Origin of the sequence: Rothia sp. P7181 (assembly GCF_048513015.1) — a bacterium.
Lineage (GTDB): Bacteria > Actinomycetota > Actinomycetes > Actinomycetales > Micrococcaceae > Rothia.
In genome coordinates this window covers 121563-139091 of sequence record NZ_JBLXXZ010000001.1, presented here as the reverse complement: position 1 = coordinate 139091, position 17529 = coordinate 121563, and the positions used below count along the sequence as shown (strand labels likewise).

Genomic DNA, 17529 nt, shown 5'->3' with positions numbered 1-17529 from the left:
GTGAAGAAATTTGTTGCCACTTTGGCTCTCCTACCGCTAGCTTTCGGGCTCTCTGCATGCGGTTCAACTCAAACCTCAGCAGAAGACAATAAAATCACCATCGGCGTTGTCGGCGCAGACCCCGTCAACGAAAAACTCAAAGAAGTAGCTGCCGATAAAGGCATCGACATCGAATACAAAGAGTTCACCGACTACACCCAGCCCAACCCCGCACTACACAACGGTGACATCAACCTCAACTGGTTCCAACACATCGCGTACCTCTCAAACTATAACGTTGAAGCAAATGACAACCTCCAAATTGTCGGGCCCACCGTTATCTACCCCATGGCTCTCTTCTCTAAGAAGCACACCTCTGTAGCCGACATTCCTCAGGGCGCAGAAATTGCTATCCCTAACGACACCGTTAACGAAGCTCGAGCACTACTTCTTCTCAAGAAGAACAACCTCGTCACCTTCACCGGAAATGACATAAAAAGCCCCTCCGTTGACGACATCGACACTGCACAGTCAAAGGTTAAAGTTACCCCTGTTGACGCCGCGCAAACAGTGCTCTCCCTCGAATCTGTTGACGCATCAGTCATCAACAACGACTTCATCCGCGACGCAAAGCTCAACCCCAAAGACGCTTTAGCTCAAGATGACCCAGCCGATGACTCCGCGAAGCCTTACGTCAACCTTTTTGTTGCTCAAGCAGATGACGCTGACAACGAAAAATACAAAGAAATTGTTGAGCTCTTCCACACCCCAGAAGTTCAGGCAGTCGTTCAAGAAGACACTGAAGGAACTGCCGTAGAAGTAACCACCGACGTCAAAGACCTTCGTGAAGCACTCAAAAAAGCAGAAGACGAGAAACGTCAAAGCTAATCTTCCTCACATAAGTAAAGCGGTAGCTGATTTTTATGGCAGTCTTAAGAACTTACCAAGATTGCAATATCAGTTACCGCTTTGCCTTGTATAGAGCACAGCTAGAGATGAACACCAGCCCGAAAGCATCAGTATGAGTACAGCAGTACAGCAGGAGAACCCTACACCCATGGTTGTTCTCGACGGCGTATCAAAACAATTTACCGTCGGAAAGAACACCGTTACCGCCGTCAATAACGTTTCACTAGAGATTATGCGCGGAGAAATCTTCGCTATCATCGGATACTCCGGCGCCGGAAAATCAACCCTTGTCCGACTTATCAACGGATTAGAAACCGTCACCTCTGGAACCCTCAGCGTTGACGGATTCACCATCTCTGGGAAAAAAGAATCTGAAATTCGTGTTGCTCGACATAACATCGGCATGATTTTCCAACAATTTAACCTGATGAACTCCCGAACGGTTGCAGCAAACGTCGAATTTCCCCTCAAAATTGCTGGATGGGATAAAGCAAAACGCCGTGAGAGAGTCGAACAAATGCTGGAATTTGTGGGACTCAGCGACAAAGCGAAAAACTACCCCGACCAACTTTCCGGCGGGCAAAAACAGCGTGTAGGCATTGCGCGTGCGCTCGCAACATCACCCTCTCTCTTATTAGCAGACGAATCAACCTCTGCACTAGATCCAGAGACCACCCACGAAGTACTTGCTCTTCTCAAAAAAGTTAATGAAGAACTCGGTATCACCGTCGTTGTCATCACACACGAGATGGACGTCGTCTCAACTATTGCAGATCGCGTTGCTGTCATGGAAAAAGGTGCCGTTGTAGAACTCGGTAACGTCTATGACGTTTTCTCAAACCCCCGCACAGATGTCGCTCGACGTTTCGTCGCCACCACCGTCAAACAAACCCCACGTGGCAATTACGCTAAAAAACTATGCAAACAACATCGCGGATACCTTATTAATATCGAAATCACTGAAGGAAACTACGGTATCGGTAAGGTTCTTTCGAACCTCAGCGCACGCGGTGTGCAATTTAACTTTGTTCAAGGTGGCATGGAAACCCTACAAGGTAAAAGCTACGGAAATCTAACCCTCGAACTCATCGGGGACGTTACAAGTATTGATGCGGTTGTTGCAGAACTCGCTACCGTCACCGCTGTAAGAGAGGTTCGCTAAAATATGATCACTTTGACATCTGCTAGTGGCACCCTGCTTGCCGCCAACGACGTGGACTGGGAGAAATTCCTCCCACAAAAACTCTTTCCCGCCTTGTTCGATACCATCTACATGGTCTCTATTACGATGATTATCGCTGGTTTTGTAGGGCTGGTCATTGGTGCCTTACTCTACACCACACGACAAGGGAATATTCTGGCAAATCGACCAGTCAATATCTTATTGAACGTCATCGTTAATATTGTTCGCCCTATTCCCTTTATCGTCCTTCTTGCGGCGTTAGGACCATTGACCTCCGTGGTCGTAGGGACTCGTCTTGGCGTCAACGCTGCAATTTTTTCGATGTGCTTTGCAGCATCATTCGCCATTGCTCGTATCGTTGAACAAAACATGGTTTCTATCGACCCTGGTGTGATTGAAGCGGCTCGTGCGATGGGCGCATCCAAGATGCGTATTCTTTTCACCGTCATGGTGCCAGAAGCACTTGGCCCTCTCATCCTTGGATACACCTTCTTAGTCATCGGCGTGGTTGATATGTCTGCAATGGCCGGTTACATCGGTGGTGGCGGTCTTGGTAAAGTCGCTTTGGTCGACGGTTACCAGCGTTTCAACGATGCAATTACTTGGGCAGTCGTTGCCATTATTATCATTTTGGTTCAGCTCATTCAGCTTGTTGGCAACACGTTAGCTCGTAAAGTGATGCGCCGATAAGGTTTGTTAAAGAGAAGGGGTGGGGTGAAACTCTTAGAGAGGTTCACCCCACCCCTTCTACCGTGTTCAGTGTTTTTGTTATCGTCCACTAATCCATGATGAATCGTAGAAATCTTCATCGTCATGGCGTTTTTTATCTTTTGCAAGATCTTGAGCTAGACGTTGTTGCGCGTAATCGGTGGGGCGAATAATGCTTTCATCATCGTCGACAGGGGTATAAACCGATAAGAAGTTAATACCGTAGATAAGTGCTGCAACTAGAAGAAAGAGCAATGAAAGCTCATTCCATAGGACAACGTGGCTTCGAGTAAGAGCAATCTCTTCATGCTCAAAAATCTTCGGAATGATGCTCATACTTGCTATGGCGCACAGCACCCCAAGAACTGCTAGAACATGGGCGATACGAAACCACCGTTTATGGCGTCGATGAATGTTCAACGTACGATAGCCGTCGCCAAGGAGCCTGATATAACGGCGTCTTGCCATCATCAAAATAGTGGTACCAACACCGAAGATGATGATTCCAGCAACTGTGACCACCAAATGTGAGCTGATAAGACCCAATGTGCTGCTTAACAACCCAATGAGAATGACCGTGAAGCTCAGCCCCGAGACCATTCGCATTTTTGCGTTGAGCAGTCTTTGCTCTGATACAACGGTGTCGGTATCTTCTGGTGCTTGAGGCATCTCCCAGAACTCGCGGTAATACTCGAGTTCTTCTTCATCCATCTGGTCAAAACGAAGACCGTACTTCCCGTTGTTCTCCGAATGGTTAGAGGTTGGGGTGGTGCTCACGGTATAGCTCTATCCATCGCTTAATTTGGGTGAGGAACTTTTCGTCACGGAAGCTATCGAAATGTCCCTGAGCTGCTGGAGCATGCTCAATATCTTGGGTGTACACCATGGTAACGGTTCCAGCTGTTTGAGCCGCACGTGTTCCCGTTGCAGAATCTTCAAAGGTGAGGGTGTCTGCAGGGTTTCCGCCGAGGCGACGGATAGCTTCTAAATACATATCGGGTGCTGGTTTAGGTTGAGCAACCGCATCTGAACCAACCCATGTTTGAAGGTACTGGCTATATTGGTGGTGATTGACTTTGTAGGTCAATAATTCTTGACTGCTATTGGAAGCTACCGCAACCGGCATGACTTCAGCTAGTAATGCCATGACTTCTCGAGCTCCTGGTATGAGCTGAACTCCATCACGAATCACATCGTGTTCTACACTCATCAAGTGGTGCAGAATTTTCTGGTAGTGTTCTTCTGCTGTTTCGGTGGCGTCGTTGGGTAGTGTCTTATCTGCGAGGGTGCGGGCAACCGCGGGAGCTGCTGCCCCGACTAATTGCCGTTCAATATCGGGAGTTAGCTCTGTTCCGTACTCTTTGAAAATTTGTTTTTGGACGGCATTCCAGCTGCGTTCAGAATCGATGAGTATTCCATCACAATCGAAGACGGCACACGTAGGAAACCATGCGGGGTCAACAGAATGAGTAAACATAGCTTCATTGTTTCATATTCATGAAGTTGGTGGAAGATACACCAAGAACTGTGCCTTATCTCTATACTTCAAACTCTTCGCTTCGTCTAAGAGTTTGAGATAATAAGAGGCATGGGTTCTTTATCTTCTGATTTTTCTGCTCGCATGGTATTGATTCGTCACGGGCAAACAGCGTGGAATGTTGAGCGCCGTTTTCAAGGCCGTAGCGATATTCCGTTGAATGATACAGGCCGAGGGCAGGCCCAAGAAGCAGCTAAAAATCTGATGGTCTACCAGCAACAGATACGTGAACACACTCCTGAGTTTGCTTGGGAACTAATCGTCACTTCTCCGCTTTCGCGTGCTTATGAGACAGGAAAAATCATTGGTGAGCATCTAAACCTAGATATTTCTGGTACGCATGAAGGACTTCAAGAACGCTCCTTCGGTGCTGCGGAAGGGCTCGTCGCAACGGACTATCATTGGCGTGATATTCAAGAGCAATTCTCCGATGTTGAACCTCTCTCTGAGATGATTCAGCGCGGTATTAGCGCTCTTAAAGAGATCGTCGCTGAGCATCCTAATTGCCATATTATTGTGGTGGCTCATGGTCTATGGATTGCTCAAATTATGACAGCGTTGACTGGTGAAGAACACGGTATCCCCGAGAATGCGTCGGTGACTGAACTTCCACTTCACATCCTTGAGTCTTATCAAGGCTAGAATTGTTCCCACTAACATTTGAAGGAAAATATATGCCTGATGTAGAGCCTCTTCTGACGGGTTCTTTGCTAATGATTCGTCATGGGCAAACAGACTGGAATAAAAAAGGCCTTATGCAAGGCTCTACTGATATTGAGTTGAACGAGGTAGGACGTGAACAAGCTCTCTATACTGCTCAGAAACTAGCTCAGGAGGGCATTCGTTGTGATGTGATAGTGTCTTCTCCTTTGTCTCGGGCGTTTGAGACAGCTCAAATTGTTGGCAACTATTTGGGTGTGGAGGTTTCGAGAACGTATGAGGGCCTCGTTGAACGTCATTATGGAGAAGCTGAAGGGCAAGACATTTCTTTGGAAGCTCGACGAGAACCAGATGCCTTTTATCAAGGAGTCGAATCAGAACGTTCAGTGTACGTTCGCGGTATCAAAACTTTACGTCAGATTGTCTCAGACTATCCTGGACAACATATTATTGCGGTCTCTCACGGCTCATTGATTCGTCGTGTGCTCAGTGCTTCTCGAGGAGAAGAATGGAAAGAAGCCGTACCTAATGCTCAGGCTCTGGAGATTCCTCTTGCTGGCTTATTCCGTTGGGCGGAAGAGAATGAGCCTCTTCTGGTGGGTAAACCATAGGATATTTGAGTACGAGGTTTTGATGTTTGTTCCATCTGCACAGCGGCTGTTATACCGTGCAGCTCAGCTAAGTTTTGGGCTATATCTTCTGGCGTTGGGTTTTATCGTCCTTTGGCCAAGACATATTGATGATAATAGTGGCGGTTTATGGCTGGCTGAGTTCTTAGCGCACTCGCATGAGGCGGGATGGTTGCCGTCTTGGTTTACGTATTCGACCGTGGAATGGTTGAGTAACGTTATTTTATTTGTGCCAGGAGGCTTTCTAGGTACTTTACTCATTCGGCGACGATACCGTTCTTACGTGCCGCTTGTGGGTTTTTTGGTAACGTGTACGATTGAGTGTATTCAGTTGTTTTTACCACAGCGTACAAGTTCTTTTTTAGATATTCTTGCTAATACTTTAGGAGCTTGCCTCGGTTGGGTCTTTGCGGTGGTAACGTTGAAGTATTCCTCGTATCGGTTGCGTCGTAGGGCTTAACTCGGGTGAGAGAATAACAACACATATTATTGTGTGGGTTCGTCTCTTATTACATTGACGAAACAACATAAACCCACATAAAATCAAATTCACAAGGCTTATTCATTTCCACAATACAAGGTGATTTTCTTATGTTCGCTGAAGAACGCCGCGCTGAAATCGCGAAGCTCGTTGCCACCGCGCGTCGAGTCAATGGCGCAGAACTAGCGCGCCGTTATGAAGTCACAATGGAAACAGTTCGCCGAGACTTAGCAGCCCTCGAAGCTGAGGGACGCCTACGACGAGTCCACGGCGGTGCTGTTACCGTAGAACAATCTACCTCCGTAGAATCTTCTATCGCATCTCGACAGAGAGAAAATAATCCAGAAAAAAATCGTATTGCACGCAAAGCATACGAACTCCTTCAAGAATCCGATGCAGGAGCTATCGTTCTTGACGCTGGAACAACGATACAGATTCTCGCTGATTGTATCGCCGCAGAAGACTTCAGCCTCAAATCTGGGGCAGACCGCCTCATCATCACACATGCTTTACACATTGCCGTCAAGCTAGCTGAAGCTGACGGCATCATCCTCGACCTCATTGGCGGACAACTCCGAAAAATGACGTGGGCAGCTATCGGCTCACGCACTGCAGAACACTTTGCCTCCATTCGCCCCGATATTGCGTTTATCGGAGTCAACGGACTCGACGCAGACTTCGGACTCAGCACCCCCGGAATTAACGAAGGAACCGTTAAAACCGCGATTGTGAAATCTGCCCGTCGAGTGGTACTCCTCTGCGACTCAGCAAAGTTCGGACGAGAATCACTAGTACGTTTTGCGGGGCTCGAAGACATCGACGTCCTCATCACCGATAAAGCTCCAGACGGTGATTTAGCTGCCGCACTTGAAGAATCCAATGTAGAGGTACTGATCGCATGATCATCACATTAACTGCTAACCCAAGTATGGACCGTACCGTAGAACTGCCCGGAGTCCTCCAACGAGGGGCAGTCATACGAGCTGAACACGCTGTAGACGACCCCGGCGGAAAAGGCGTCAACATCGCCCGCGCCCTCAAAGTATCTGGCTTCGACACCGTCGCGATACTTCCCGGTGACGACGAAGACGCCGTCCTAGGATGCCTACGCGAAGAAGACGTCAGCTTCACCAACATGCCCATCGGCGCGCCCATACGCTCAAATATCACCATCGTTGAACCAGACGGAACCACCACCAAAATCAATGCTCCCGGTGAACCTCTCAACGACGTGGCACAACAACAACTCACACGCCTCCTGATTAAAGAGACTCACGACGCCTCATGGTTAGTTCTTGCAGGCTCCCTACCCTCGGGTGTTCCCAGCGACTACTATGCAGTAGTCGGTCGCGCTATTCGTGAGGCTCAAGGAGAAAAAGCCCCACTCATCGCGGTCGATACATCCGGTACCGCCCTACGTGATGCCGTTACCGGACAGGACGGCATGCCAAACCTTATCAAACCTAATGCCCAAGAGCTGGCTGAACTCGTCGGTACACCAGAGGCATGGGAAGACCTCGAAAAAGATGCTGAACTGACCGCACGTACAGCTAAAGAGCTAGTCGACCGTGGCATCGACACCGTCCTCGCCACCCTCGGCAGCAACGGCGCTGTTCTCGTCACACGAGAAGGCGCATGGCACGCCATACACGAACCTGTAAAAGTCCGCAGCACCGTCGGAGCAGGGGATTGCGCTCTTGCCGGCTATCTAATTGCCCACGAACTCGGTAAAACCCCCGTGGAATGTTTAGTACAAGCTGTGGCTCAAGGCTCAGCTGCTGCAGCACTACCAGGTACTCAAGTTTCGACCGTAGCAGAAACTCGCACCGACGCCGTGAGCGTTCGAGAGATAACCCTCTAGTTTCTCTATGGCCTGAAGTAGTGACTTCTTGAAACCATAAAACTATGTTTCAAGAAGCCAATATCATTTCTGATAAGGGAGGAGCGCTCGCCTGCTCTAGATGATGTCTACACAACTATAAACAAAAAGGGAATCTTGTCTAAGGCGTAAGCATTGCTCAACGTACACGCAAGATATAGCGATATTTTCGATACATAAGGAATAGAGGAACTCTCCATGACTACTACCTATAAAGGCGTTGGTGTTTACGCCGGTCGCGTTATTGGTCCGGTACTTCAGATGCCAGACCCCATCAAAGAACCTAAAGCAGGCTTGCCGCTAGCCGAAGGCGAAACTGCAGAACAAGCCGCTGAGCGTATTCAGCAAGCAGCTCAGGCGGTCAAAGCTGATCTTCTAGAGCGTGCCGAAAACGCAGGACGAGACGGAAAAGCCGTCCTCAAATCTACTTCTCAGATGGCAACTGACCGCGCACTCCTTAAAGGCGCTATTAAAAAGGTAGAGGCACAAGGCCTAGCCCCCGAACGTGCTATCTGGGAAGCTGCTAGTGACTTTGCACGGCAGATGGAATCACTTGGCGGTTACATGGCAGAACGCGTTACCGACATTCATGACGTGCGTGCTCGTATCGTGGCAGAACTGACCGGACAGCAAGCACCAGGCGTACCTAAATCAAATGAGCCCTTCATTTTGGCTGCTGTAGATCTTGCTCCTGCTGACACCGCAACTCTTGACCCCTCTCAAGTTATCGCATTGATTACTTCTGACGGTGGACCTCAAGCACACACCGCAATTTTGGCGCGTGGGCTTGGTCTTCCTGCTGTTGTTGCTGCTAAGGGTGTTACCGAAATTCCTAACGGAACCAAGGTATATATCGATTCCAACGAAGGCATTATCGAGACTAGCCCTACTGCTGAACACGAAGAAGCAGCTGCTAAATATGCAAATCGTAAGCCTCTACCTGACTTCACCGGCAAGGGTGAACTAGCCGACGGAACCCACGTTCCCCTCTACGCTAACGTTGGTGACGGAAAATCTGCAGAGAAGGCTGCTAGCAAACAGGCTGAGGGCGTTGGACTGCTCCGCACCGAATTTGGCTTCCTCGGTAACGACACCGAACCAAGTGAAGAGACTCAGGCAGAGACCTACAAATCAGTATTTGATGCTTTCCCTGGTCAACACATTGTTGTTCGTACCCTTGACGCAGGTGCAGATAAGCCCCTTCCCTTCTTGAACGTTACAGAAGAAGAAAACCCTGCCTTGGGTGTACGCGGATTCCGCACCGATAACGCTGTTCCCGGTGTTCTAGAACGCCAGCTTAAAGCTATTAAGCGTGCCTCTGACGCTACTGAAGCTGACATCTGGGTGATGGCGCCGATGATTTCAACGACCTCTGAAGCTCGTAAGTTCAAGAATATGTTGGACAAAGCCGGCCTCAAAACTAAAGGTGTCATGGTAGAGACCCCAGCCGCAGCCGTAAATGCTGAAGCTATTTTGGGTGAAGTTGATTTCATCTCCATCGGAACCAACGACCTCACCCAATACACCATGGCAGCAGACCGTCTTTTGGGGGACCTTGCTCACCTGAACAACCCATGGCAGCCTGCAGTCTTGAAAATGATTAAGCTCACTGTTGAAGGTGCACGTAAAGCATCAGAAACCCACGGCGTCAAAAAATATGTTTCGGTGTGTGGTGAAGCAGCATCAGATCCTGCCTTAGCTGTTGTTCTCGTTGGACTTGGTGTAGACACCTTGTCCATGAATGCTGGTGCTATGGCAGCTGTTGCAGCAGTTCTTCGCTCCGTTACTAAAGAACAAGCGGCAGAAATTGCGGCTGACGCTTTGGCGCAGATTTCTTCTGCAGAAGCTAAAAACGCAGCACGTAAGAAACTCCCTGTTCTTGAAGAACTCGGTCTCTAAAAACAAACCGACATAGGCTGGTTTGGTAGTGCAAAACCTATCCAATCTGTCCTAGACTCGATAGTGGGATAACTTTTCCCACACTCTTATCTCAAGGAGAAAATCATGGCAGAACGTATCGCCACCATCGCAAGCCGTGTTGGCCTGCACGCACGCCCAGCAGCTATCTTCGCAGAAGCAGCTGGCGACCTTCCCGTAGAGGTAACCATCGCCGCTGAAGGCGAGCCAGCAGATGAGGCTATGGACGCAGCTTCCATCTTGTCTTTGATGTCTCTTGGCGCAAAGCACGGCGACCGCGTTGTTCTTCGCGCAGAAGGCGAAGGCGCCGAGGAAGCTCTCGAATCTCTTGTAAAGATTCTTGAGACCGACCACGACGCTGAGTAGTCTTTAAACAATTTGTCGATGCCCCGTCTTGTATGCAATGTATGAGGCGGGGCATCGTCATGACATTACGTTCTACGCTAAGCACCTATTTCTCAGAAAATGCTTCCTGTCACATCAAGTCAGGCTGTATTCCGGTGGCGTAGGTCGTTACACTTAGAGTTTGATACAAACAAGAACAAGTGCAAGAAAAACCTTGCACCGATGTGGAAGTTGAGGCCCTTGCGAGAATTTACAGCGCGTTTTGCCACTGCAGAAGAAATAGCGACATGGGATGAGCACGTTATTGCTAACCCCAATGGCGGAAACCTCTTGCAGTCAGCATCATTTGCATCAGTAAAAGCTAAGCACGGCTGGAAACCTCTATACCTCGTATATGAAGGTACAACAGAGGTCGAAGGTGCTGAAACTTCACTGACCAGCTATAACCTTATTCTTGAAAAAAGTGTGCCTGCACTTGGAAAAGTCTGGTACATGATTAAAGGCCCAGACGTCTACAGCGTAGAAGATGTCCCTGCCATTCTTGAAGCAAGTAAGCGTTTCGTAGAAGAGAATAAACTTGGCGTATTCCTGATTAAAGTTGAGCCAGATATTCTCGCTGATGAACAGACCAACGCTGTTCTCTCAAAAGCTGGTTTGGTTAAGTCATGGAATATTCAGCCTAACGACTCTACTGCCATTCTTGATACTGACAAGAGCGAAGAAGACGTTCTCAAATCTCTTCACTCTCGAGGGCGTAACGCCGTTCGTCGTTCTGCCCGTGAAGGTTGCGAAGTGGAACGTGTTGAGCTGACTGATGAAAATATGCGCACCATGTATGCGCTCATGGACACTGTCGGACAAGGCTCAGCAAATGTCCACCTCCGGTCATACGAGTATTACCGTGACTTCTGGACAACTTTTGAAAAAGCTGGTCAAGGACGCCTCTACTTCACCTATGAAGACGGCGAACCCTCCGTTGGTGCTTACGTGATTCGTTATGGCGATAAAGGAACTTATAAAGATGGTGGTTCTAAGCCTCGTCGTAAACAATATGGCGACTCACATCAAGTACAGTGGACTGCCTTGACAGACCTCATGAAGGAATACCAGATTAAGAGCTATGATTTCTGCGGTACTCCGCCTAAAGATCAGCTCAAAAATAAAGAACACCATCACTACGGTTTAGGTCTTTTTAAGACATCCTTTACAAAAACCGTCATTGACTATGTTGGTGTCTGGGATTATGTTCTTTCTCCGGCAAAATACACCATATGGAATCGTCTTGCTGAGAAGGTTATGCGTGGTCTCTGGGTCCGTAAAACAGGGCAACCTTTCTACTAAACCGTAGGATAAGCCCAGCTACGTATTGTATTTTTGTGTAACGAGAACACATCAGCACAATAAGACGTGATGGCAAATCTTTTGACGCAATTCGGCGGAGGTGGCAATGTCTTTTAGCACTCATTCGGATGAGCAGCTACAACAAAAGGCATACCCCTCCGCCGCTGCCTTTGACCAAGCAACGCCAGAACAACCGAGCTCGCAAGCGTTCGGTGCAACAGTCTCGCTTCCTCGAGCTGGAACATCGCAACCTGAAACGAAAACCCCTACCAAAATGCCGGGCAATATGCCTGCTATTTCATTGGACCGGGTACAAGATACTGCTCTTCGTCAGGCATTAGAGAATAAACAAGTTGAGCAGACACCTTTTAGCCCGAACATATCGGCTGTTGCTCCTGCTCCGGTTGAGAATCTTGCCCCCAACAGCCCATTTGGGGATGCCTCTACGGGCATTCAACCTGATCAGCATGCGGTGTCTTCTGCTTCTAGCCCCTTTGAACCGTTACGGACACTAGAGCAAGAACCTATTGCTCCGCTAACTAGTGGTATTCCTCTTGTGTCCACGCAACAATCAGCGGTTTCTGCTACGGGGATGCAACAAGGTAGTTACCCTTCTGTATCGCCTGCAACAACGTCTATCCCTAAAGTCGAACCTAAAAATACTAGGGGAGGTTGGGTTTCTTCTTCTTTACGTTCTTTTGTTCGCGCAGACCCTTCTTTGACCGCACCTATTCGTGGTTTGGGGCGTATTGCTCAACGCCAGTTTTCATTATCGACCCGACGTGATCGTGAGAAGCTTGTACAAGAGAAAGAACAAGCACGAGACGTACTGAACTTTACATTACGTCTTGCTGAAACGATGTTTCACTATGGTGCTGACGCCATGGATGTGGATTCTGCTATTGTTGCTGTTTGCTCCGCGTATGGGCTTGAAGACGTTGAAGTGGATATTACCAATCAGTCAGTGATTATCAACTATGTTTCTGACGTTGACGGTCATGTAGAAATCCTTGATTCACGACGTCGTACTCTCAAAGAAGAACGTTTCAGTCATACTGTGGTGCGCGTGGTACGTTCCACCTCTGATAATTATGCTTCTTTGGCTGATATATACCGTCTGATTCATAAGATTACCCACCGCGGTATTGACCGTGAAGAAGCTGAAAAAACATTAAATGCGATTAACGCTCAAAAGAAACCATACTCACCGATGGTGGTGTGGTTAGCAAATATTATTGCTGCTGGAACACTTACCATGGGCATTGGTGGTAGCGGTTATGCTGCGGCGTTATCTGCAATGGTATGGGTCATCGTTCATTTTATTACTCGAATCATGAACAAAATGGGGATGCCTAGCTTCTTCAATATGGCTGCTTGTGCTGCAGTGATTACCTTTGTCGCGATTTACGCTACAGATGACGGCTCAATCCTGCATAGTATTGGGTTGAACGTCTCTGGTCCTCACATTGTTGCTGCCGGACTCATCATGCTTTTACCGACCTTTAGGTTAGTGTCGGCGGTGCAAGACGCGATTAACGGTTTTCCGGTCACTGCTGCGGGTCGTTTTGTGTCTACAGGTATGTCTTTTTTGGGGCTTGTTGTGGGACTCGCTAGCGGTGTGACCGTATTGTCGATTACAACGGCAACAACTATTGACGTATCGCAGTCGGTTTTTGCGAAACCAACTATCGTCGATAACATCTTCTGGATGACAGTCGCTACCCTTGCTATTGCTATTACAACTCATGCACGGTTGAAAACATTGTGGTGGATTGCGCTAGTAACTTTAAGCGGGCTGAGCACTTACCACGTGTATACCTTTTTCTTGGGAGAAGGTGCAGGGCGCGGTAATACGGCGGTAGCAGCTTTCGTTATTGGTATGGTTAGCACATATTTGGCATACCGTCTGCACGCCCCACAAGCCATATTTGCGATTCCGTCTCTAACATTCCTCCTACCTGGTTTGTCATTATTCCGAGGTATGTACTCTTTTACGGTAGAGACCGACACCCTCAACTCAATGCCCGGCGTTATCACCGCTGCGGCAATTATTGTTGCGATGGCTTCAGGCGTTGCGTTGGGGCATTACCTCATGCAGTGGCTGATTCAACGTTTTGGGCGTGAACGAGAAGACCTCTCCACAACCGTCTTTGATCGTTAGCCTAACGTTTTAGGGTGCTATAGGTATTGACGACGGAAGTCGCCAGTCAATAGGCTTTGCTCCTTGTTGAACTAGCAATTCGTTTGCTTTTGAGAAGGGTCGTGATCCAAAGAATCCGCGTGATGCCGATAAAGGTGATGGGTGTGCTGATTCGATACAGGGGTAGGGTGAGATAAGAGTTTTCGTATTTCGTGCATCTCGTCCCCACAGTATGGCGACAAGCGGCTGTTTTCGTTGGATGAGAGCTTCAATTGCGCAGCTGGTGATATTTTCCCACCCTCTATTTCTATGAGATCCGGCTTCTCCTGCACCAACAGAAAGTACACGGTTGAGAAGAAGTACTCCTTGCTGTGTCCACGCGCTGAGGTCGCCATGTTCTGGCGGGGTAATGTTCATATCGGAGGATAGTTCACGATAAATATTTTGAAGTGAACGTGGGATAGGGCGCACTTGCGGGTGTACAGAGAAGGACAGCCCCATCGCATGCCCGATGGTGGGGTACGGGTCTTGCCCAATGATAAGAACTTTAACTTGTGCTAGCGGTTCTTGGAAGGCTCGGAAGATTTGTTGTGACGGCGGTAGTGTGCGTCGTCCAGCTTGGTGTTCTTGACGTAAAAAGTCGCCCATGGCACGGATATTGTGTTCTACTGGGGCTAGGGCTTCAGCCCAGTCTGGAGACATAATTTCTTTAAGGGGTAAAGCGGGCATGAGATTCCGTTCTCACCGTTTGAATGGTTGCTATGCGTCACCATATGTGTATTTTTAGGCAGAACACATAAGATACAATAGGGCTTTTTATCATACCGTTTTAAGGAAGGTCGGGGAGTGATATGCACGAAGATACTTCTGAGTTGGACGCTCCTCAGCACACTATCGATACGGGGTTAACAGAACAAGAAGAAAAGATGATTGCTTTAGAGAAGCAACGTTGGCGTTATCCTGGGACGAAAGAACGAGTGATTCGAGAACGTTTGGGATTAAATCCAACAGCGTATTATCAGATTCTTAACGAACTGATAGATTCTCCTCGTGTCATTGCTCAGGAACCAGCGTTGATGCGTCGGTTAAGGGAACAACGCGACAATTCTAAGCCCTGAATTTTCGGTGTCTTGAGCTCTTTATGATGATAGTCCACGGAAAATAAAAGGGTTTTTAGGTTGTAGCCTGTGTACTCTAGATGGAAGAACTATTGCTTGTAGCTATCGGAGATTAATGTGAACTCGTATCCTCATGATGAATTCGACGACGTACCTGAAAATTCAAAACGTCGTGGTGCTTATCGTGGTGAGCCTCTAGGTAATGCTCATGCTACGAGGCAGACTCTTCTGATTGTTGTTGCTGGTGCGCTTGCGCTTCTGGTGGGTGCAGTCATGTTTGTGGTTCAGCCACGCACTCTTTCTCCGGTGGCTTCTGAAACAGGCTCTGCGAGTGCTACTGCTTCAGAAAGCGCTGTGACTCCAACTTATGCTCCTACTGATCCTGCTGATATTAAGGTTGAGGTTTATAACTCTTCGGCCTATACGGGTGCTGCTTCAGAACTGACTCAGCGTGTGGAGGCTTTAGGCTATCCTGTGCCCGTGACAGAGAATTGGAAGGATACGCCTGTGTATGTTTCGACAGTGTTTTATTCTGCCGGTTATGAGCAGCAGGCTAATACTTTGGCTGATGCGTTAGGTATTGGTTATATTCAAGAGCGTTCTTCTGGTTCTTCCCCGTTGTATGTTGTTCTTGCCTCTGATTATCTTCCTGCCGTTGCCCCGTAATCTGTGCGCTATGGGCGATTAAGTGTGTTTGTTCTTTCAAGAGGTTTGCGCTCTGTGCTTTGAGGTGTCAAAATTGTTGTTAGCACTCAAAGTCTCCGACTGCTAAATCCTAGTGCTAGATTCGCGGTAGGTAGCTTTGAGAATATCTACTTTCATCTTGTGAGATGTCTTTATAAGTTGTGAAGAACATGGCTTATAGAACATCGTCCGTCGCGGGCACAACTGAGAGAAAAATACTTTCTTAGTCCAGGAGGGATTAAGCATAATGGCAAAGCTCATTGCTTTTGAAGAAGAGGCACGTCGTGGCCTTGAAAAGGGTCTGAATACCCTAGCAGATGCTGTGAAGGTTACTCTCGGACCTCGTGGTCGTAACGTTGTTTTGGAAAAGTCTTGGGGTGCTCCCACGATTACCAATGATGGCGTTTCTATCGCTAAAGAAATCGAACTCGAAGATCCATACGAGAAGATCGGCGCAGAGCTGGTCAAAGAAGTTGCTAAAAAGACCGATGACGTTGCTGGTGACGGTACCACTACTGCAACTGTTCTTGCTCAGGCACTTGTTCGTGAAGGCCTCCGCAACGTTGCTGCTGGTGCAGATCCTCTCAGCCTCAAGCGCGGTATTGAGAAAGCTGTTGAAGCGGTTACCGCTGAACTTCTTTCTTCTGCTAAAGAAGTTGAGACTGAAGAAGAAATCGCTGCAACCGCATCTATCTCTGCTGGCGACACCGAAATTGGTAAGCTCATTGCAGAAGCTATGGAAAAGGTCGGCAAAGAAGGCGTCATCACTGTTGAAGAGTCCAATACTTTTGGTCTAGAGCTTGAGCTCACCGAAGGTATGCGCTTTGATAAAGGATTCCTCTCCGGATACTTCGTCACTGACCCAGACCGTCAAGAAGCAGTCCTTGAGGATCCTTATATTCTCATTGTGAACTCCAAGATCTCTAATGTGAAAGATCTTGTACCTGTTCTTGAGAAGGTTATGCAGGCTGGTAAGCCACTTCTTATCATCGCAGAAGATGTTGAGGGCGAAGCTCTTGCACTACTGGTTTTGAACAAGATGCGTGGTTCTATCAAGTCTGTTGCTGTCAAAGCTCCTGGCTTTGGTGACCGTCGTAAAGCTCAGATGGCAGATATCGCTATCTTGACTGGTGGACAGGTTATTACCGAAGAAGTCGGTTTGTCGTTGGACCAAGCAACTATTGACCTTCTTGGCTCTGCACGTAAGGTTGTTGTTACTAAGGACGAGACCACCATCATTGAAGGTGCTGGCGACGCAGCTGCTATTGAAGGTCGCGTAGCTCAGATTCGTGGCGAGATTGCTAACTCCGATTCTGATTATGACCGTGAGAAGCTTCAGGAGCGCTTGGCTAAACTTGCCGGTGGCGTTGCTGTTCTCAAGGCTGGTGCTGCAACTGAGGTTGAACTCAAAGAACGTAAGCACCGCATTGAAGATGCTGTTCGTAACGCAAAGGCAGCTGTTGAAGAAGGCATTGTCGCCGGTGGTGGCGTTGCTTTGATTCAGGCTGGCACTAAAGCCTTCGAGAAGCTTGAACTCACCGGTGATGAGGCAACTGGCGCAAATATCGTCAAGGTTGCTATCGACGCACCGTTGAAGCAGATTGCGACCAACGCTGGTCTAGAACCCGGTGTTGTTGTTGATAAGGTTCGCGGTTTGCCTGCTGGTACCGGTTTGAACGCTGCAACCGGTGAGTACGAAGACCTGATGGCTGCTGGTATCAACGACCCTGTTAAGGTGACTCGTTCTGCGTTGCAGAACGCTGCTTCTATCGCTGGTCTCTTCTTGACCACTGAGGCTGTTGTTGCTAACAAGCCTGAACCTGCTGGTGCTGCACCTGCTATGGATCCTGGTATGGGCGGCATGATGTAATTTTTTCAACGATACGTTGAAAATTTTCTGTGGGGCGGTGCTCCGATACTTTACTGGTATCGGGGCACCGTCTTTTAGCATGAGAAAGGGAAAACCCCTCAGACGTTGTGGCTGGTTTCTTCCTCTTAGAGAAGGAAAAAGTGGGAATT

The 17529-nt window shown here is 48.3% G+C and carries 18 protein-coding genes; 15 read left to right on the top strand and 3 right to left on the bottom strand.

Annotated elements, in window-relative coordinates:
- The 3 genes from ACN08Z_RS00665 (at nucleotide 1) to ACN08Z_RS00655 (ending at nucleotide 2761) form a co-directional block, all read left to right on the top strand.
- Nucleotides 1–867, top strand: a complete 867-nt coding sequence (locus ACN08Z_RS00665; RefSeq protein ID WP_419102717.1) for a MetQ/NlpA family ABC transporter substrate-binding protein — start codon at nucleotides 1–3, stop codon at nucleotides 865–867.
- A gap of 133 nt (nucleotides 868–1000) precedes the next feature.
- Nucleotides 1001–2050 carry a methionine ABC transporter ATP-binding protein gene (locus ACN08Z_RS00660; RefSeq protein WP_419102716.1) on the top strand — a complete coding sequence of 350 codons (1050 nt, stop codon included), beginning with the start codon at nucleotides 1001–1003 and terminating at the stop codon, nucleotides 2048–2050.
- A 3-nt stretch (nucleotides 2051–2053) separates the two neighbouring features.
- Complete coding sequence (locus tag ACN08Z_RS00655) at nucleotides 2054–2761, top strand: methionine ABC transporter permease (protein WP_419102715.1); 708 nt, start codon at nucleotides 2054–2056, stop codon at nucleotides 2759–2761.
- A 78-nt stretch (nucleotides 2762–2839) separates the two neighbouring features.
- On the opposite strand, the gene ACN08Z_RS00650 is transcribed toward ACN08Z_RS00655, so the two are convergent.
- On the bottom strand, nucleotides 2840–3556 hold the full coding sequence (locus tag ACN08Z_RS00650; protein WP_419102714.1) for a hypothetical protein: 717 nt from the start codon (nucleotides 3554–3556) through the stop codon (nucleotides 2840–2842).
- Nucleotides 3534–4256, bottom strand: a complete 723-nt coding sequence (locus ACN08Z_RS00645) for an HAD family hydrolase (protein WP_419102713.1) — start codon at nucleotides 4254–4256, stop codon at nucleotides 3534–3536. Before ACN08Z_RS00645 ends, ACN08Z_RS00650 begins: the two co-directional genes overlap by 23 nt.
- Nucleotides 4257–4367: 111 nt before the next feature.
- Here ACN08Z_RS00645 and ACN08Z_RS00640 point away from each other — a divergent pair, with 111 nt between their 5' ends.
- The 9 genes from ACN08Z_RS00640 to ACN08Z_RS00600 all read left to right on the top strand — a co-directional run bounded on the left by ACN08Z_RS00640 (nucleotide 4368) and on the right by ACN08Z_RS00600 (nucleotide 13729).
- A complete protein-coding gene (locus tag ACN08Z_RS00640; RefSeq protein WP_419102712.1) occupies nucleotides 4368–4958 on the top strand; it encodes a histidine phosphatase family protein in 591 nt (196 codons plus the stop codon).
- Between the two features lie 32 nt (nucleotides 4959–4990).
- Complete coding sequence (locus ACN08Z_RS00635) at nucleotides 4991–5587, top strand: histidine phosphatase family protein (RefSeq protein WP_419102711.1); 597 nt, start codon at nucleotides 4991–4993, stop codon at nucleotides 5585–5587.
- A gap of 22 nt (nucleotides 5588–5609) precedes the next feature.
- The gene (locus ACN08Z_RS00630; RefSeq protein ID WP_419102710.1) at nucleotides 5610–6065 is read left to right on the top strand and encodes a VanZ family protein; all 456 of its coding nucleotides are present in this window, start codon (nucleotides 5610–5612) and stop codon (nucleotides 6063–6065) included.
- 131 nt (nucleotides 6066–6196) lie between these two features.
- Nucleotides 6197–6988 carry a DeoR/GlpR family DNA-binding transcription regulator gene (locus ACN08Z_RS00625; RefSeq protein WP_419102709.1) on the top strand — a complete coding sequence of 264 codons (792 nt, stop codon included), beginning with the start codon at nucleotides 6197–6199 and terminating at the stop codon, nucleotides 6986–6988.
- On the top strand, nucleotides 6985–7947 hold the full coding sequence (locus ACN08Z_RS00620; RefSeq protein ID WP_419102708.1) for a 1-phosphofructokinase family hexose kinase: 963 nt from the start codon (nucleotides 6985–6987) through the stop codon (nucleotides 7945–7947). Before ACN08Z_RS00625 ends, ACN08Z_RS00620 begins: the two co-directional genes overlap by 4 nt.
- 216 nt (nucleotides 7948–8163) lie before the next feature.
- Complete coding sequence (ptsP, locus tag ACN08Z_RS00615) at nucleotides 8164–9864, top strand: phosphoenolpyruvate--protein phosphotransferase (RefSeq protein WP_419102707.1); 1701 nt, start codon at nucleotides 8164–8166, stop codon at nucleotides 9862–9864.
- A gap of 105 nt (nucleotides 9865–9969) precedes the next feature.
- Nucleotides 9970–10248 carry an HPr family phosphocarrier protein gene (locus tag ACN08Z_RS00610; RefSeq protein ID WP_419101031.1) on the top strand — a complete coding sequence of 93 codons (279 nt, stop codon included), beginning with the start codon at nucleotides 9970–9972 and terminating at the stop codon, nucleotides 10246–10248.
- Nucleotides 10249–10467: 219 nt separating this feature from the next.
- Nucleotides 10468–11568: a lipid II:glycine glycyltransferase FemX gene (locus ACN08Z_RS00605; protein WP_419102706.1), complete on the top strand. Its 1101-nt coding sequence runs from the start codon at nucleotides 10468–10470 to the stop codon at nucleotides 11566–11568.
- Between the two features lie 106 nt (nucleotides 11569–11674).
- Nucleotides 11675–13729 carry a threonine/serine exporter family protein gene (locus ACN08Z_RS00600; protein WP_419102705.1) on the top strand — a complete coding sequence of 685 codons (2055 nt, stop codon included), beginning with the start codon at nucleotides 11675–11677 and terminating at the stop codon, nucleotides 13727–13729.
- A gap of 9 nt (nucleotides 13730–13738) precedes the next feature.
- On the opposite strand, the gene ACN08Z_RS00595 is transcribed toward ACN08Z_RS00600, so the two are convergent.
- Complete coding sequence (locus ACN08Z_RS00595; RefSeq protein WP_419102704.1) at nucleotides 13739–14437, bottom strand: uracil-DNA glycosylase; 699 nt, start codon at nucleotides 14435–14437, stop codon at nucleotides 13739–13741.
- A 122-nt stretch (nucleotides 14438–14559) separates the two neighbouring features.
- On the opposite strand from ACN08Z_RS00595, the gene ACN08Z_RS00590 reads away from it, so the two are divergent.
- From ACN08Z_RS00590 to groL, 3 genes are all read left to right on the top strand, one after another.
- On the top strand, nucleotides 14560–14826 hold the full coding sequence (locus ACN08Z_RS00590) for a DUF3263 domain-containing protein (protein WP_419102703.1): 267 nt from the start codon (nucleotides 14560–14562) through the stop codon (nucleotides 14824–14826).
- Nucleotides 14827–14943: 117 nt separating this feature from the next.
- Nucleotides 14944–15492: a LytR C-terminal domain-containing protein gene (locus tag ACN08Z_RS00585; RefSeq protein WP_419102702.1), complete on the top strand. Its 549-nt coding sequence runs from the start codon at nucleotides 14944–14946 to the stop codon at nucleotides 15490–15492.
- A 265-nt stretch (nucleotides 15493–15757) separates the two neighbouring features.
- Nucleotides 15758–17380, top strand: a complete 1623-nt coding sequence (groL, locus tag ACN08Z_RS00580; RefSeq protein WP_419101025.1) for a chaperonin GroEL — start codon at nucleotides 15758–15760, stop codon at nucleotides 17378–17380.
- Nucleotides 17381–17529: the final 149 nt, after the last annotated feature.

What these genes read in the sequence shown, in the direction of transcription:
- ACN08Z_RS00655 (WP_419102715.1), top strand. Translation starts at nt 2,054, where the DNA reads ATGATCACTTTGACATCTGCTAGTGGCACCCTGCTTGCCGCCAACGAC.
- ACN08Z_RS00610 (WP_419101031.1), top strand. Translation starts at nt 9,970, where the DNA reads ATGGCAGAACGTATCGCCACCATCGCAAGCCGTGTTGGCCTGCACGCA.
- ACN08Z_RS00640 (WP_419102712.1), top strand. Translation starts at nt 4,368, where the DNA reads ATGGGTTCTTTATCTTCTGATTTTTCTGCTCGCATGGTATTGATTCGT.
- ACN08Z_RS00630 (WP_419102710.1), top strand. Translation starts at nt 5,610, where the DNA reads ATGTTTGTTCCATCTGCACAGCGGCTGTTATACCGTGCAGCTCAGCTA.
- ACN08Z_RS00600 (WP_419102705.1), top strand. Translation starts at nt 11,675, where the DNA reads ATGTCTTTTAGCACTCATTCGGATGAGCAGCTACAACAAAAGGCATAC.
- ACN08Z_RS00595 (WP_419102704.1), bottom strand. Translation starts at nt 14,437, where the DNA reads ATGCCCGCTTTACCCCTTAAAGAAATTATGTCTCCAGACTGGGCTGAA.
- ptsP (WP_419102707.1), top strand. Translation starts at nt 8,164, where the DNA reads ATGACTACTACCTATAAAGGCGTTGGTGTTTACGCCGGTCGCGTTATT.
- ACN08Z_RS00635 (WP_419102711.1), top strand. Translation starts at nt 4,991, where the DNA reads ATGCCTGATGTAGAGCCTCTTCTGACGGGTTCTTTGCTAATGATTCGT.
- ACN08Z_RS00625 (WP_419102709.1), top strand. Translation starts at nt 6,197, where the DNA reads ATGTTCGCTGAAGAACGCCGCGCTGAAATCGCGAAGCTCGTTGCCACC.
- ACN08Z_RS00620 (WP_419102708.1), top strand. Translation starts at nt 6,985, where the DNA reads ATGATCATCACATTAACTGCTAACCCAAGTATGGACCGTACCGTAGAA.
- ACN08Z_RS00660 (WP_419102716.1), top strand. Translation starts at nt 1,001, where the DNA reads ATGAGTACAGCAGTACAGCAGGAGAACCCTACACCCATGGTTGTTCTC.
- ACN08Z_RS00590 (WP_419102703.1), top strand. Translation starts at nt 14,560, where the DNA reads ATGCACGAAGATACTTCTGAGTTGGACGCTCCTCAGCACACTATCGAT.
- groL (WP_419101025.1), top strand. Translation starts at nt 15,758, where the DNA reads ATGGCAAAGCTCATTGCTTTTGAAGAAGAGGCACGTCGTGGCCTTGAA.
- ACN08Z_RS00645 (WP_419102713.1), bottom strand. Translation starts at nt 4,256, where the DNA reads ATGTTTACTCATTCTGTTGACCCCGCATGGTTTCCTACGTGTGCCGTC.